General features: G+C 57.6%; 15 protein-coding genes and 2 pseudogenes. 6 read left to right on the top strand and 11 right to left on the bottom strand.

What is annotated here, in order from left to right; all coding sequences use genetic code 11:
• Positions 1-148: 148 nt before the first annotated feature.
• Positions 149-319, bottom strand: a pseudogene (locus ACWGZX_RS21500) (4-hydroxythreonine-4-phosphate dehydrogenase PdxA); the annotation flags it as partial.
• On the opposite strand from ACWGZX_RS21500, the pseudogene ACWGZX_RS21495 reads away from it, so the two are divergent.
• Positions 314-817, top strand: a pseudogene (locus ACWGZX_RS21495) (LysR substrate-binding domain-containing protein); the annotation flags it as partial. The pseudogenes ACWGZX_RS21500 and ACWGZX_RS21495 overlap by 6 nt on opposite strands.
• 39 nt (positions 818-856) lie before the next feature.
• Here ACWGZX_RS21495 and ACWGZX_RS21490 read toward each other — a convergent pair.
• Both ACWGZX_RS21490 and ACWGZX_RS21485 read right to left on the bottom strand, forming a co-directional pair.
• Positions 857-1720 carry a DMT family transporter gene (locus ACWGZX_RS21490; protein ID WP_452625343.1) on the bottom strand — a complete coding sequence of 288 codons (864 nt, stop codon included), beginning with the start codon at positions 1718-1720 and terminating at the stop codon, positions 857-859.
• A gap of 96 nt (positions 1721-1816) precedes the next feature.
• Positions 1817-1981 (bottom strand): hypothetical protein, encoded by a 165-nt coding sequence (locus ACWGZX_RS21485; RefSeq protein WP_185045090.1) that lies wholly within the window; start codon positions 1979-1981, stop codon positions 1817-1819.
• A gap of 240 nt (positions 1982-2221) precedes the next feature.
• On the opposite strand from ACWGZX_RS21485, the gene ACWGZX_RS21480 reads away from it, so the two are divergent.
• Positions 2222-2920, top strand: coding sequence for a hypothetical protein (locus tag ACWGZX_RS21480; protein WP_452625341.1), 699 nt, complete (start codon positions 2222-2224; stop codon positions 2918-2920).
• Positions 2921-2963: 43 nt separating this feature from the next.
• Here ACWGZX_RS21480 and ACWGZX_RS21475 read toward each other — a convergent pair whose 3' ends face one another.
• Complete coding sequence (locus ACWGZX_RS21475) at positions 2964-3902, bottom strand: aspartyl/asparaginyl beta-hydroxylase domain-containing protein (protein ID WP_452625340.1); 939 nt, start codon at positions 3900-3902, stop codon at positions 2964-2966.
• Positions 3903-4118: 216 nt separating this feature from the next.
• Entirely contained in the window at positions 4119-5093 is a 975-nt protein-coding gene (gene cysK / locus ACWGZX_RS21470) for a cysteine synthase A (RefSeq protein WP_452625339.1), read from the bottom strand.
• Positions 5094-5222: 129 nt separating this feature from the next.
• Here cysK and ACWGZX_RS21465 point away from each other — a divergent pair, with 129 nt between their 5' ends.
• Positions 5223-6299 carry a DUF748 domain-containing protein gene (locus ACWGZX_RS21465; protein ID WP_452625338.1) on the top strand — a complete coding sequence of 359 codons (1077 nt, stop codon included), beginning with the start codon at positions 5223-5225 and terminating at the stop codon, positions 6297-6299.
• Here the strand turns inward: ACWGZX_RS21465 and ACWGZX_RS21460 are convergent.
• Both ACWGZX_RS21460 and ACWGZX_RS21455 read right to left on the bottom strand, forming a co-directional pair.
• On the bottom strand, positions 6296-6799 hold the full coding sequence (locus ACWGZX_RS21460; protein WP_452625337.1) for a DUF2442 domain-containing protein: 504 nt from the start codon (positions 6797-6799) through the stop codon (positions 6296-6298). The genes ACWGZX_RS21465 and ACWGZX_RS21460 overlap by 4 nt on opposite strands.
• Positions 6787-7017, bottom strand: a complete 231-nt coding sequence (locus ACWGZX_RS21455) for a DUF4160 domain-containing protein (protein ID WP_452625336.1) — start codon at positions 7015-7017, stop codon at positions 6787-6789. Before ACWGZX_RS21455 ends, ACWGZX_RS21460 begins: the two co-directional genes overlap by 13 nt.
• A 202-nt stretch (positions 7018-7219) precedes the next feature.
• On the opposite strand from ACWGZX_RS21455, the gene ACWGZX_RS21450 reads away from it, so the two are divergent.
• Both ACWGZX_RS21450 and ACWGZX_RS21445 read left to right on the top strand, forming a co-directional pair.
• Complete coding sequence (locus ACWGZX_RS21450) at positions 7220-8065, top strand: AAA family ATPase (protein ID WP_008153159.1); 846 nt, start codon at positions 7220-7222, stop codon at positions 8063-8065.
• Between the two features lie 23 nt (positions 8066-8088).
• The gene (locus tag ACWGZX_RS21445) at positions 8089-9267 is read left to right on the top strand and encodes a vWA domain-containing protein (protein ID WP_007946791.1); all 1179 of its coding nucleotides are present in this window, start codon (positions 8089-8091) and stop codon (positions 9265-9267) included.
• Between the two features lie 120 nt (positions 9268-9387).
• On the opposite strand, the gene ACWGZX_RS21440 is transcribed toward ACWGZX_RS21445, so the two are convergent.
• Genes ACWGZX_RS21440 through ACWGZX_RS21425 form a run of 4 tightly spaced genes read right to left on the bottom strand, consistent with a single transcriptional unit; the run spans position 9388 to position 13095 of the window.
• Positions 9388-10314 carry a 5-oxoprolinase subunit C family protein gene (locus ACWGZX_RS21440; RefSeq protein WP_452625335.1) on the bottom strand — a complete coding sequence of 309 codons (927 nt, stop codon included), beginning with the start codon at positions 10312-10314 and terminating at the stop codon, positions 9388-9390.
• A complete protein-coding gene (locus tag ACWGZX_RS21435) occupies positions 10311-11015 on the bottom strand; it encodes a 5-oxoprolinase subunit B family protein (protein WP_223511427.1) in 705 nt (234 codons plus the stop codon). The genes ACWGZX_RS21440 and ACWGZX_RS21435 overlap by 4 nt, the downstream gene beginning before the upstream one ends.
• A complete protein-coding gene (locus ACWGZX_RS21430) occupies positions 11012-11764 on the bottom strand; it encodes a 5-oxoprolinase subunit PxpA (protein ID WP_452625334.1) in 753 nt (250 codons plus the stop codon). The genes ACWGZX_RS21435 and ACWGZX_RS21430 overlap by 4 nt, the downstream gene beginning before the upstream one ends.
• A 44-nt stretch (positions 11765-11808) precedes the next feature.
• Positions 11809-13095: an MFS transporter gene (locus ACWGZX_RS21425; RefSeq protein WP_452625333.1), complete on the bottom strand. Its 1287-nt coding sequence runs from the start codon at positions 13093-13095 to the stop codon at positions 11809-11811.
• A 148-nt stretch (positions 13096-13243) separates the two neighbouring features.
• Between ACWGZX_RS21425 and ACWGZX_RS21420 the strand changes: the two genes are divergently transcribed.
• A complete protein-coding gene (locus ACWGZX_RS21420; RefSeq protein ID WP_452625332.1) occupies positions 13244-14173 on the top strand; it encodes a LysR family transcriptional regulator in 930 nt (309 codons plus the stop codon).
• Positions 14174-14198: the final 25 nt, after the last annotated feature.

The following is a 14198-nucleotide window of genomic DNA, read 5'->3' as shown; positions in this document are numbered from 1 at the left end:
GATTGATCGGGGGTTTTCTTTTGCCTGATCTGTAGGAGCAAAGCTTGCTCGCGATGAGCGGTGACGCGGTATTCCTGAAAATCGTGCCATCCCTATCGCGAGCAAGCTTTGCTCCTACAGGATCTATGTTGTTTTTGGCAATTGTGGATCAGTAGCTGTTGATGCCCATCCGGCACGCAATCTCGAACGCCTGGCGAATCGCCCCGATATTCGCCTTGCCCTGCCCCGCGATATCAAACGCGGTGCCGTGCGCCGGGGTGGTAATCGGAATCGGCAAGCCGCCCTGCACCGTCACCCCACAGGAAAACCCCATAAAGCGCTGTTGCAGGATCAACTGGATATCGTGTTGGGGCGGATTCCGGCCGGTGCGCGGGCCGAAGAGTTGCTGTTTGACAGCCTCGGTGAAGAAGCCTTGTGCGTGATCGCCGGCGCGAAAAATCCACTGACCCAGGAAAAACAGCTGAGCTGGGCGGAACTGCAACACATGACCTGGGTGCTTCAAAAGCATCCAAGCCCGACGCGCGCAATCATCAATCAGGTGTTTCACAACGCGCGGGTCGACATCCCCAACAGCATCGTCGAAACCACGTCGATCATGACTTTGCTTTCGTTGGTGCAGCAGACTGACATGCTCGGCGTTACCCCGGTGTCGGCGGTGGAAGATTATCCCGGTCGGGATTTGCTGGCCATTTTGCAGATCAAGTTCGAAGCCCGGCTGCCGCCTTATGGGCTGATCACCCGGCGTCATAGCATTCAATCGTCGGCGATGCAGGCGTTCATGAACTCGGTGCGGGCCGAGCATGCGCTGGCCAAATAAACAGGCCCGGAGCATTGAGTGCTCCGGGCCTTTTACGGTTTACGCGTTTTTACGGAACACGAAGACCAGACCGACGATAATCAGCAGCATGCCCAGCAGGCTCAACGCCGCTAGCTTGTTGCCGAAAATCAGATAGTCCATCACCGCTGTCACCGCCGGCACCAGGTAAAACAGACTGGTGACATTCACCAGATTGCCCCGGGCGATCAAGCGGTACAACAGCAACGTCGCCAGCACCGACACTACCAATCCCATCCACAACACCGGCACGATAAACCCGGTGCTGTGTTCGAAATGGAAGGGTTGAAACGGCACGAAGATCCCGCACAGCAACAGTCCCGCCAGGTACTGCACCGGCAGTGTGCCGAGGGGATTGTCGGTGATGCGTTTCTGCATGATCGAGCCGAAGGTCATGCTCGCCAGCGCCAGCAAACCGAAGAGCATCCCGACCATCGACATGCCAGCCAGGCCGATGCCCTGATACACCACCATGATCAATCCGGCCAAACCCAGCGCCAGACCGAACATCCGGCTGAGGGAACGCTGACGCTCCATCAGCACCACAGTGAGAATCGGCTGCACGCCCATGATCGTCGCCATCACTCCCGGGGTGACTTTCAGGTCCAGGGCCAGCAGATAGAAAATCTGATAAGCGCCCAGTAACACCACCCCCGTGGCCATCGCAAACAGCATCGGCTTACCGCCCTTGGGCAACTTCAGCTTGAGCAACGGCACCAACAGCACCAGACCGCACAAGGCGATGGCGAAGCGCACCAGCAGAAAAGCAAAGGGCGACGCGTGCGCCAGGCCCCATTTGGAGAAGATCGCCCCGCTGCTCCACAGCAGGACGAACAGGCTCGTGGACGCCGCCGCGAGCGCGGATTGTTTCGAAAGGACAAACATGAATACCACCTGTAGTCAGGCAAAAAGCCAACTCAGCCGAAGCTGAAATCCAGTAGTTTTTCAAACGGGCAAAGGGGAACAGCAAAGAGAAGCTGATCAGCCCGAAATACCAACGCCCGGCGGTGATACGACTGCGTACACCGGCGTGCTACGGACAGGTGGGGGGTAATGACTGATCTGCGCAGGCTGCTGATTCCCGCACGGCATGACGCCAGCGTTGACCGCTGAATCGACTACCGCGTTGATGAGGGATGCAGGCATGGGCTGATCTTTTTGGGTGAGGTGGACGGCGGTTGGACATCGCCGTGCGCCGACTATAACCAGCGACTGACATGGATTGCAATGACTTGGACAAAGGGCCAGTAACGACAGTAATAGAAGTACTGCTTACTCTGAGCGAAAGGGGATCGCCCGAGTTGGGGGACATGGAATGCAAGAGATCACATGCCAAGGGAGCGGACGTGTCTGCGGTATCAGCTGTACAGATCAAGGGCTCGAAAGTTGGCCAGTTTCAAGACCGCTCAACTGCAACATGAGCTTGAACTGGTTGGCCAAACAGATCTCGATTTATCGAAAGTGCGCTTTGAAGCGATTAACGTGCAAGCATTGAAAGCTTGGGAGCTTTGGCAGGATCCACACTTTGCATGGAATGAAGTGGTTGGATGGAAAGCGAGTGAGCCTTTGGCTCTGGACCTGGCCATTTGGTTTGATGAAGAACTGTGCGGACTGTGTTTCGCAAACCCCAACAATAGTCGGCAACGAATCCGCATCGTGAGATTAGAGGGGCGACCAGGAGAAGACCATCCGCTGAAAAAACGTATTGCATCATTGGCCATATTGGTCGTTGAACAGTACGCCAAAATTATTGGCAGCAGGTTTCATCGAAGTTCAGGAGCCGTTGAAAGGTGCAATTTTCATCTACCAACAATTCGGCTTTTACTTCGATGCAGAACGTCGACTTGTCAAAGCCGTAGAGAGCCTAGTATCTTGAAAACTGTTCAATATATGACCAATGACGGAGGGAAGATGGGAAAACCAATCAAGAAGTCTCCCACAAGAAAACGCTCATCCACACCAGAAAGAAAACAGGTTGCTGTAGAGCTGACAGCCAGTGAGCGACGCATTCTACAATTAATTGCGACGGGCATCGAAGGCGAAGAACCTAGCCTGCTCGCCGGACGCCCGTATATTGGGCAGTAAAAAAACCGCTCCGAAGAGCGGTTTTTCATTTCTTGACTTGGACTCACCCAAACAACCAATACCCCAACAACGCCAGCACCACCGCCGCCGCCACCGGCCGCAGCACACGGTAGGCTTTGGGATGACGACGCTTCCACTGTTTAACCACCCCACTGAACTTGTCACTGGAGTTCTTGCTCCAGGCGTACGCCCGGTTTATCCCACCGACGCGTTCATCTTCAAGGTTTTGAGGAGCTGTGGCGCGCCCGAGAAAACCGCTGATCCCGCGGTTGATACAGGTCATGACGCGGCTGCTCAATGGGCGTTCGATGTCACAAAACAGAATCACCCGGGTCTTCTCGGTTTCGTTTTTGACCCAGTGCACATAGGTTTCATCAAACATCACGTCTTCGCCATCGCGCCAGGCGTACACCTGGCCGTCAACGAAAATGCGGCAATCATCAGAGTTAGGGGTCGACAGCCCCAAGTGATAACGAAGAGAACCGGCGAACGGATCACGATGCGGATTGAGGTGGCTGCCACCCGGCAGCAACGCGAACATCGCCCCTTTGACGTTGGGAATGCTGCTTACCAGCGCCACGGTCTTCGGGCACAGGGCTTCTGCCGAAGGCAGCGGCTTGTCGTACCACTTGAGGTAAAAGCGCTTCCAGCCCTTTTTGAAAAACGAACCGAAACCGGCGTCGTTGTTCCTCTCGGCAGCGCGGATATACCCCTCGTCGAACAAGTGCATGGCTTCGTCGCGAATGACTTCCCAGTTGTCCTTGAGCACGTCCAGTTCCGGAAACTTGCTGCGGTCCAGATAGGGTTTGGACGGCACGCCGGAGAACAGGTACATCAAGGCGTTGTAGGGAGCGAACAACGCCGAGTGATTGACGAATTGCCGTAAAACCGGCAATCGTGCCTGGCCACGCAAATGGACATAGAGCGTACTGCCTAGAAACAGCAGCAACACCGACGCTTTCGCGACAATGGAAAAGCTCATCTACGACTCCTTGAAAATAGACTTATCGCTCAACGCCCTTTACCCGGCGTGGCGCCCGGCCATCATAAACATTCCCTGATTCCGGGAAAAACCGCCTGAAGCAACATTCAGTAATAATTGCGCAACAAGCAATTCTTAGCATTAGGAAGCTGAACGAGGACTGACCTTAATCAATCCCGCCAACTCATCAATGGACGCTTAGCCCCCAAAGTGCGCTTATTGCTGATTCTCCTGTTCGGTAAACAGATCGCTGAACAGCATGCTCGACAGGTAGCGTTCGCCAGAATCCGGCAGAATTACCACGATGGTCTTGCCTTGCATTTCCGGGGTTTCCGCCAGGCGAACAGCAACAGCCATGGCCGCGCCACACGAAATACCGCTCAAAATCCCTTCTTCCTGCATCAAGCGCAAGGCCATGGCCTTGGACTCCTCGTCGGTGACCAACTCAACCCGATCAACCATCGACAGGTCCAGATTCTTAGGCACAAAACCGGCACCGATGCCCTGAATCTTGTGCGGGCTCGGCTTGATCTCTTCGCCGGCGATGGCCTGGGTAATCACCGGAGAAGCCGCAGGCTCAACGGCCACCGAGATAATCGGTTTGTTCTGAGTATTCTTGATGTATCGCGAAACACCGGTAATGGTTCCACCCGTTCCGACCCCTGCCACCAACACATCGACCGCACCGTCGGTATCGTTCCAGATTTCCGGACCGGTGGTTTTTTCGTGGATAGCGGGGTTGGCCGGGTTGTCGAACTGCGCAGGCATGAAATATTTGGCCGGATCGCTGGCAACGATGTCGCCGGCTTTCTCAATCGCGCCCTTCATGCCCTTGGCCGGCTCAGTCAGCACCAGTTCCGCGCCCAGCGCCTTGAGTACTTTGCGTCGTTCGATACTCATGGATGCCGGCATGGTCAGCATCAACTTGTAGCCACGGGCAGCGGCGACAAACGCCAGGCCGATGCCGGTATTGCCCGAGGTCGGTTCGACGATGGTCATGCCAGGCTTGAGTTTGCCGCTGCTTTCGGCGTCCCAGATCATGTTCGCGCCGATCCGGCACTTGACTGAATAACCGGGGTTGCGCCCTTCGATCTTGGCCAGGATGGTCACGCCGCGCGGGGCAATGCGGTTGATCTGTACCAAGGGCGTATTGCCGATGGAGTGGGCGTTGTCAGCGAAGATACGGCTCATGTCCGGGTCCTTAACTACAGCATGGAATTAGCGCATCAAGGTAAGCCTCTTGCCCCTAGGCGTCCAGTCAGGTCGAACGTCCGGTGGTCAGCGCAGTCAATCGCTTTACATCGCCAGAGATTTACCACCATGAAACGTCGATACAGTTGGCCCCTGTGGACGCTCGCTGGCCTCGTTGTGCTGCTGATTACCCTGCACATCGCCCTGCCCTATATGGTGCGCGACTACCTGAACGACAAACTGGCGGACATGGGTGACTACCGTGGCCAGATCACCGACGTAGACCTGGCCCTGTGGCGCGGGGCTTACAAAATCAACGGACTGAAAATCGTCAAGGTCGACGGCAAGGTCCCGGTGCCCTTCGTCAACGCACCGCTCATCGACCTCTCCGTCAGTTGGCATTCGCTCTGGCATGACCATGCAGTGGTCGCCCAAGTGCAGTTCTTCAACCCCGAGGTGAACTTCGTCGACGGTGGCGCCAATAAACAGAACTCACAAACCGGTCAGGGCACCGACTGGCGCGCGCAACTGGGCAAACTGTTACCCGTCACCCTGGACGAAGTGCGGATCCACGACGGCAAACTCAGTTTTCGCAACTTCGATTCCAAGCCTCCTGTGAATATGAACGCCACGCAGGTCAATGCCAGCATTTACAACCTGACCAATGTGGTCGACAAACAAGGCAAGCGAGACGCTCGCTTCGAAGGCAAGGCCCTGCTGCTCGGACACGCACCTCTGGAAACCAACGCGACGTTCGATCCACTTAGCAATTTCGAAGACTTTGAGTTTCGTCTGCGCGCCAAAGGCATCGAACTCAAACGCATGAACGACTTCGCCTCGGCCTACGGCAAGTTCGACTTCAACGCGGGTCACGGCGACGTGGTCATTGAAGCACAAGCCAAAAAAGCCCAATTGACCGGTTACATCAAACCGCTGCTCATTGACGTCGACGTGTTCAACTGGCAGCAAGACGTGCAAAACAAGGACAAAGGGATTTTCCGATCGATCTGGGAGGCCATCGTCGGGGGCTCTGAAACCGTGTTGAAAAACCAGGGCAAAAACCAGTTCGCGACCCGAGTGGAACTGAAAGGCAACGTGCATCGCCAGGATATCAGCGCATTCCAGGCGTTTTTGCAGATTTTGCGCAATGGTTTCATCCAGGCGTTCAACGCCCAGTATGAGCGGCCGAAGCCGGAGGCTGGTTAGGGTTTGCGTGTCACGGTATAGCGACCGGTTTCTTCAGCTGCCCGTGCAGACGTCGATTGCTGTTGCAAGAAATCCCAGCCCAAACAAGCTAATGCCAATGATCGCGGCACCACTTCACGACCACTGCTGTAGCGCGTGATACTGCGGGCGCTAACCCCTAGCGCCTCAGCCGCCTGATTGAGTGACAAGCCGGTGCGAGCGCGCCACTCAATGAATGTACGAGTGTTTTCGTCAGATGCGTTTTGTGCGAGTGCATCCAGATACAGGGTGTCTGCCCCGATTTGAATGTCCAGCTCAGGCCATTCGACGCTCCAGCCATCGTCACCCAGAGACGCACCGTTGAACGCGCCAATCGCCAGCAATGGCTGCAATCCTGGATAGGCGTGCAGGTCACGGCTCAAATCGAGCGTTAACTGCTGACCATCGATAAAAGTCAGCGCCAGACGGTTATCCGGCAACGCCTGAACGGCCGACAGCCGTGGTCGTTTCATGGGTAACATCGCTTCCAATCCTCCAGCAATTGCACTTGGTGGGCTCTGACCCAATCCAGCGCTTCCTTGATAATAAGCGGCGGCGCCTTGCCGACCATCACTTCGACGGTTTCCAGGCTGAGCATCACGTTGAGCCCGCCACCGGTCAGGTGAACATGGGGCGGCGGATGATCCTTCTCGCGCAACTGAATGCGGTACGTATCACGAAATCGATATTTAGTAGACATGCCCCGCAAGCTATCGCCAATATGGCGATATCTCAATACTGGCCAGCAGCCAAGACTGAGTCAAGATGTGACGCCCCATTCAGAGACTGAATAAGCCGTCTGCGTTCACAGTCGACCGGGCAGCGCGGTATAGTCGGGCATCACCATTATTGCGCCCCGCCCTGCCTCATTCAGGTCGGCGTTACCGTTCGAGGATTAGCAGATGAAGTTCGAAGGCACCCAGGCCTACGTCGCCACCGATGACCTGAAGCTGGCGGTCAACGCCGCCATTACCCTGGAGCGTCCACTGCTGGTCAAGGGCGAGCCGGGCACGGGCAAAACCATGCTGGCCGAGCAACTGGCCGAGTCCTTCGGCGCCAAGTTGATCACCTGGCACATCAAATCCACCACCAAGGCGCATCAGGGTCTGTACGAGTACGATGCGGTCAGCCGCCTGCGCGACTCACAACTGGGCACGGAAAAGGTCCACGACGTTCGTAACTACCTGAAAAAGGGCAAGCTCTGGGAAGCCTTTGAATCCGAAGAGCGGGTGATTTTGCTGATCGACGAGATCGACAAGGCAGACATCGAGTTCCCGAACGACTTGCTGCAAGAACTCGACAAGATGGAGTTCTACGTTTACGAGATCGACGAGACCATCAAGGCCAAGAAGCGCCCGATCATCATCATTACCTCCAACAACGAGAAAGAACTGCCGGACGCCTTCCTGCGCCGCTGCTTCTTCCACTACATCGCCTTCCCGGATCGCACCACGATGCAGAGGATCGTCGATGTGCACTACCCAAACATTAAGAAGGATCTGGTCAGCGAAGCGCTGGACGTGTTCTTCGACGTGCGCAAAGTGCCGGGCCTGAAGAAGAAGCCATCGACCTCCGAACTGGTGGACTGGCTGAAGCTGCTGATGGCCGACAACATTGGCGAAGCGGTGTTGCGCGAACGCGATCCGACCAAAGCGATACCGCCGCTGGCCGGTGCTTTGGTGAAGAACGAACAGGACGTGCAGCTGCTTGAGCGCCTGGCATTCATGAGCCGTCGCGGCACTCGCTAAGCACTACTAAACAGGGTCAACCCATGTTGCTCAACCTCTTCAATGAAATGCGCGCCGCCAAGGTGCCGGTCTCGGTGCGTGAGCTGCTGGACCTGATCAACGCGCTGAAACAGCGCGTGACCTTTGCCGATATGGACGAGTTCTATTATTTGTCCCGGGCGATCCTGGTGAAGGACGAAAAGCATTTCGACAAGTTTGACCGGGCGTTCGGGGCTTACTTCAATGGCCTGGAAAAACTCGACGACCACCTTCAGGCACTGATTCCCGAAGACTGGCTGCGCAAGGAGTTCGAACGCTCCCTGACTGACGAAGAACGGGCGGCGATTCAGTCTCTTGGCGGCCTGGACAAACTGATCGAAGAGTTCAAGAAGCGCCTCGAAGAACAGAAAGAACGCCATGCCGGTGGCAACAAGTGGATCGGCACTGGCGGCACCAGTCCGTTCGGCTCCGGCGGCTTCAACCCGGAAGGCATTCGGGTCGGCGATGCCGGCAAGCGTCAGGGTAAAGCGGTCAAGGTCTGGGATCAGCGCGAGTACAAAAACCTCGACGACTCCGTGGAACTGGGCACGCGCAACATCAAGGTCGCCCTGCGCCGCTTGCGCAAATTTGCCCGTCAGGGTGCCGCGGAAGAGCTGGACATCGACGGCACCATCGACCACACCGCCAAAGATGCCGGGCTGCTGAACATCCAGATGCGGCCGGAGCGGCGCAACACCGTCAAGTTGTTGCTGCTGTTCGACATCGGCGGCTCGATGGACGCGCACGTGAAGATTTGCGAGGAGCTGTTTTCGGCCTGCAAAACCGAGTTCAAGCACCTGGAGTACTTCTACTTCCACAACTTCATCTATGAATCGGTGTGGAAGAACAATATGCGTCGCACCTCCGAACGCACATCAACCCAGGACCTGCTGCACAAGTACGGCGCCGACTACAAAGTGATCTTCATCGGTGACGCCGCCATGGCGCCTTATGAAATCACCCAGGCGGGCGGCAGCGTCGAGCACTGGAACGAAGAAGCCGGTTATGTGTGGATGCAGCGGTTCAGGGAGAAGTACAAGAAGCTCATCTGGATTAACCCGTATCCGAAAGATACGTGGGGCTATACATCGTCGACCAATATTGTGCGGGACTTGATTGATGATCAGATGTATCCGCTGACCCTTCGGGGGTTGGAGGAAGGGATGCGGTTTCTTTCCAAGTAATCTTGGAAGCCCTTCAGGCCGCCATCGCTGGCAAGCCAGGCTCCTACAGGGATTGAGGTGGTTCACAAAGTATGTGGACCACCTCAATCCCTGTAGGAGCCTGGCTTGCCAGCGAAGCTTTTAGTTTTTCAGGAATCGATGTAGATATTCGATTTGCTCTCGATGCGCCACATCCTGCACCACCGGCCGCAACCGCACCTTCGTCCCCGGCAAGCACTGCGCCAGCCGCGCCAGGGCCAGCGGCGTCAACGCCCCCAGTCGCGGATAACCGCCAATGGTCTGCCGATCATTTAGCAACACGATCGGCTGCCCGTCCGGCGGCACCTGCACCGCGCCGAGCGGGATGCCTTCGGAGATCATCGGCTTTCCCTGGTATTGCAACGCCGTGCCCAACAGGCGAATGCCCATCCGGTCGGCGCGGCTGTCGAGGGTCCACACACTGTTGAACGCGTCGAACAGACTCTGCCCGCCGAACTCGCCAATCTGTGCGCCCAACACCAGATCCAGCGGCGAATTGTCGGTGAAGTCCGGTCGATGCTCCGCCGGCAACTCCCGCAGCAGAAGCAACGCACTCCCGGCATAACTCAGCTGCACACCGTTGACCAACGCACGACCCCGGCCATCCAGGCCGCCCAGTTCCTCACGGACCACGGTCGAACGGCTGCCCAAGACGCTTGGCGCCTCAAACCCACCCGGCGCTGCGAGATAAGCCCGAGCGCCAAGCAGCGGCTGGGTGAATTGCAATCGCTGACCTTTATGCAGCCTGAAACTGCGCCACGGCGCCAACGCCTCGCCATCCACCTGCGCCCCCAGATCCGCCCCGGCCAACGCCAGCACGCAATCCTCTTCGGCAACGACAGTAAACCCGCCGAGGGTGATTTCAATCACCGGTGCATCCAGGCCATTGCCCAGCAACCAGTTGGCCCACGACATCGATCGCCAATCCGCCGCCCCACCCTGGGTCACGCCCAGATGCCGCACGCCAAAACGGCCAGCATCCTGCAACAAACACAGCGGTGTACTCGCTTCTATTGATAGACGGCTCATGCCTGCGCCTCCAACGGCGTGTCGTCACCGCCCAGATTGATGAACTCGGCATGGCCGATGGCTTCAAAGCGCACTGTGTCGCCGGGTTGCATGAGGCTGTAGCCGTCACGTTCACGGTCAAACAGTTTGGCCGGGGTGCGGCCAATCAGGTTCCAGCCGCCGGGAGAGACGACCGGATAGGCGGCGGTCTGGCGCTCGGCGATGCCGACACTGCCGGCCGCGACTTTTTTGCGTGGGGTGTTCAGGCGTGGCGCGGCGAGCACTTCTTCCACCAACCCCATGAAGGCGAAACCCGGCGCGAAACCCAAGGCAAACACCTGATACTCGCGCCCGCTGTGACGGCGGATCACCTCCTCCATCGCCAGCCCGCTGCGTTGTGACAACAGGCTCAGCTCCGGGCCGACACTCAAGTCATACCAGACCGGCAGCACATGACACTTACCGCCGGTGCGGGTGTTGGGCGACAGGTCGATCAGCGCTTCGGCGATCAATTCCCGAGCCTGAGCCGGGCTTAGCGCAGTCAAATCGTAATGCACCATCAACGTCGTATAGGACGGCACCAGATCAATGAGATGCCCGCCGAACGCAGCCCGCAGGTTTTCGCTGGCCGCCAGCATCCACGGCATGTTGGCCTCGCTGATCTCATCGAACAGACGCACCATCAGACAATCCAGCGCCACCACCTCTACCCGCAGCTTCATGGTGCACTCTGCTGATCAAGGGCTTCGCGAATCCGTCGCACAGCAGCGACCGAACTGGCGTTGTCGCCGTGCACGCAAAGGGTGTTGGCCTGCAAGTGCAATGCGCTGCTGTCGCTGGCAGTGAGGGGGTCGCCACGGGCGATGGTCAGCGCCTGCTCGATGACCTTCTCGGGATCATGATGCACCGCGCCCGGCAGTTGTCGCGAAACCAGCATGCCCGCGCTGTCGTAAGCGCGGTCGGCGAAGGCTTCGAACCACAAGGTCACGCCATATTCATCACCCAGTAGCTGCGCGGCGCTGTTGTCGCGGGTCGCCATCAACATCAGCGGCAACGTTCGGTCATAAGCCGCCACGGCCTGAAGCACCGCACGCAACTGTGCCGGGTTGGCCATCATGTCGTTGTACATCGCGCCGTGGGGTTTGACGTAGCTGACACGCCCACCCTGAGCCCGACAAATGCCGTCGAGGGCGCCAATCTGGTAATGCAGAATGTCCTGGAGTTCCTGAGCGGTATACGCCATCGAGCGCCGGCCGAAACCGACCAGATCCTGATAGGCCGGGTGCGCGCCGATCTGCACGCCGTTGCTCAGCGCCAGGCTGACGGTCTTGCGCATGATGCTCGGGTCGCCGGCATGGAAGCCGCAGGCGATGTTGGCGCAATCAATGAAGGGCATGACTTCGGCATCCAGACCCATGGTCCAGCTGCCGAAACTCTCGCCGATGTCGCAGTTCAATAGCAGGCGGCTCAAGGAGAACACTCCTGTAGGTTCTATTCTTTTTAGAGGTAGGCAGATTACTGCGCATCCAGTTGTTTGCCACGGGTTTCCGGCAGGCTCAACGCCGCGAGGATCACCACCCCGTAGGACACCGCCGCAAATGCCCCGATGCCGACGCTCAGTGGCACCTTCTGGCTAAGCAAACCGATCAACAGCGGAAACAATGCCGCCAGCGCCCGACCGATGTTGTAGCAAAACCCCTGGCCCGAACCGCGAATCCGTGTCGGAAACAACTCAGTCAAAAACGCGCCCATGCCGCTGAAGATCCCCGAGGCGAAGAAGCCCAGCGGGAAACCCAGCCACAGCATCACGCCGTTGCTGACCGACAATTGGGTGTAGAGCAACACGATGGTGAACGAGCCGACCGCGAACAGGATGAAGTTCTTCTTGCGCCCGAGAATGTCAGTCAAATACGCACTGATGACATATCCAACGTAGGAACCGACGATCACCATCGCCAGATAACCGCCCGTGCCGAGTACGCTCAAACCCCGCTCGTTCTTCAGAAACGTCGGCAACCATGAGGTGATCGCGTAGTAACCGCCCAGGGCGCCGGTGGTCAGCACCGAAGCGCGAATCGTGGTGAAGAGGATGCCGGGGGCAAAAATCTCGTAGAACTTCGCCGGGTTGCTCGGTTCCTGTTTGGCCTTGGCTTCGCGGTAGATTTCCGGATCCTTGACCAGACGACGAACGAAGATCACAAAAATCGCCGGTACGATGCCGAGGAGGAACAGCGCACGCCAGGCATCCTCCGGCGGCAACAACGAAAACAGCAGCGCATACAGAATCGCCGTCAGCCCCCATCCCAGCGCCCAGCCCGATTGCACCATGCCCACCGCTTTACCACGGTCCTTGGCGCGAATCACTTCGCCCATCAGCACCGCACCGGCCGTCCATTCACCGCCGAAACCGAAGCCCATCAGGGTGCGGCTGATCAGCAGCTGCTCGTAGTTTTGCGCGAAGCCGCAGAGGAAGGTGAAGAAGGCGAACCACAGCACCGTCAATTGCAAGGTGCGCACGCGACCGATGCGGTCGGAGAGAATCCCCGCCACCCAACCACCGATGGCCGAAGCAATCAGAGTACTGGTGTGAATCAGCCCGGCTTCGCCGGTGGTAATGCCCCACATCGCAATCAGGGTCGGCACCACGAAGCTGAGCATCTGGGTGTCCATGCCGTCCAGGCCATAGCCGATCTTGCAGCTCCAGAAGGTGCGGCGTTCCTGCTGATTGATGTTGCGGTACCAGTCGAAAGGTCCCGGGCGAGTCGTGGTTTTGGGGATGTCGAGCGTGTCGGGCGCACTCATGGCAAATCTCCGCGCTAGTTTTTATTGGTATTGTTCTGAGCCCCGACGACGCCTATCGTGGGAACCGGATGTGCCGATTTTTGGGCGCCCGGCCCTGCTGCGTCCAACTAATAAAAACCGGGCTTAGGCATAAGAAAAAGTTGATCCCATGAATTTGAAGTTTCTCGAAACCTTTGTCTGGGTCGCCCGACTCAAGAGCTTTCGCCTGACCGCCGACAAGCTCTTCACCACCCAGGCCTCGATTTCCAGCCGCATCGCCGTGCTCGAAAGTGAGCTGGGGGTGAAACTGTTTTTGCGCGATTCACGCGGCGTCAGCCTGACGCCCGAAGGCCTGAAAGTGCTCGACTATGCCGAGCAGATGATGGACACCATGCAGGCGCTCAAACAGTCGATCGAGACCCGTTCGAGCAAGGTCGGACGGGTGCGGATCGGCGTCATGGACACGGTGATCCATACCTGGCTCAGCCCGCTGGTCGCGCAAATGACGGATCTCTATCCGTTGGTGGAAATCGAACTGGTGGCCGATACCTCGCTCAACCTCTGCGATCAACTGCAAAAAGGCTTTCTCGATCTGATCCTGCAAACCGACCTGATGCGCCAGGAAAGCGTGCGCAGCCTTGAACTGGCCAGTCATCCCATGGGCTGGATCGCGGCGAGTAATTCCCTCTACAACCGCGAGTATTCGGGCATCGCCGATCTGGCGCGCGAGCGAATCATTACCTATTCGAAAAACTCCCATCCGCATCAAGAGGTGCTCGCCCTGATGCAGGCCCATGGCGTGATGATGCCACGCCTGAACTGCGTGAACTCGGTGTCGGCGATTACCCGATTGTTGCGCGATGGTTTCGGCATTGGTGCGCTGCCACCGGTGCTGGTGGCCGAGGAACTGGCGCGCGGGGAACTGACTCTGCTGGCCATCGATCAACGGCCGCCCAACCTGCAAGTGGTGGTGTCATGGCGGGTCGGCGTGGAGTGGGTCGAAGAAATCGTAGCGTTGTGTCAAAACGTCGTGGAGCGCTATGCGCAGAAAGTGGGCGAGCACTACATCGTTTTGAGTAAACCCTTGGCCAGGATCTGAAGGATATTTCCCATACTGTAAATAT

The organism is Pseudomonas sp. CLCA07, from assembly GCF_053615335.1.
This window is presented reverse-complemented; position numbering and strand designations above follow the sequence as displayed.

Excerpts from the sequence above, each read along its gene's own strand:
- ACWGZX_RS21490 (WP_452625343.1), bottom strand. The coding sequence starts at position 1,720 with ATGTTTGTCCTTTCGAAACAATCCGCGCTCGCGGCGGCGTCCACGAGC.
- ACWGZX_RS21485 (WP_185045090.1), bottom strand. The coding sequence starts at position 1,981 with ATGCCTGCATCCCTCATCAACGCGGTAGTCGATTCAGCGGTCAACGCT.
- ACWGZX_RS21475 (WP_452625340.1), bottom strand. The coding sequence starts at position 3,902 with ATGAGCTTTTCCATTGTCGCGAAAGCGTCGGTGTTGCTGCTGTTTCTA.
- ACWGZX_RS21445 (WP_007946791.1), top strand. The coding sequence starts at position 8,089 with ATGTTGCTCAACCTCTTCAATGAAATGCGCGCCGCCAAGGTGCCGGTC.
- ACWGZX_RS21450 (WP_008153159.1), top strand. The coding sequence starts at position 7,220 with ATGAAGTTCGAAGGCACCCAGGCCTACGTCGCCACCGATGACCTGAAG.
- ACWGZX_RS21455 (WP_452625336.1), bottom strand. The coding sequence starts at position 7,017 with ATGTCTACTAAATATCGATTTCGTGATACGTACCGCATTCAGTTGCGC.
- ACWGZX_RS21435 (WP_223511427.1), bottom strand. The coding sequence starts at position 11,015 with ATGAAGCTGCGGGTAGAGGTGGTGGCGCTGGATTGTCTGATGGTGCGT.
- cysK (WP_452625339.1), bottom strand. The coding sequence starts at position 5,093 with ATGAGCCGTATCTTCGCTGACAACGCCCACTCCATCGGCAATACGCCC.
- ACWGZX_RS21425 (WP_452625333.1), bottom strand. The coding sequence starts at position 13,095 with ATGAGTGCGCCCGACACGCTCGACATCCCCAAAACCACGACTCGCCCG.
- ACWGZX_RS21420 (WP_452625332.1), top strand. The coding sequence starts at position 13,244 with ATGAATTTGAAGTTTCTCGAAACCTTTGTCTGGGTCGCCCGACTCAAG.
- ACWGZX_RS21460 (WP_452625337.1), bottom strand. The coding sequence starts at position 6,799 with ATGTTACCCATGAAACGACCACGGCTGTCGGCCGTTCAGGCGTTGCCG.
- ACWGZX_RS21465 (WP_452625338.1), top strand. The coding sequence starts at position 5,223 with ATGAAACGTCGATACAGTTGGCCCCTGTGGACGCTCGCTGGCCTCGTT.
- ACWGZX_RS21440 (WP_452625335.1), bottom strand. The coding sequence starts at position 10,314 with ATGAGCCGTCTATCAATAGAAGCGAGTACACCGCTGTGTTTGTTGCAG.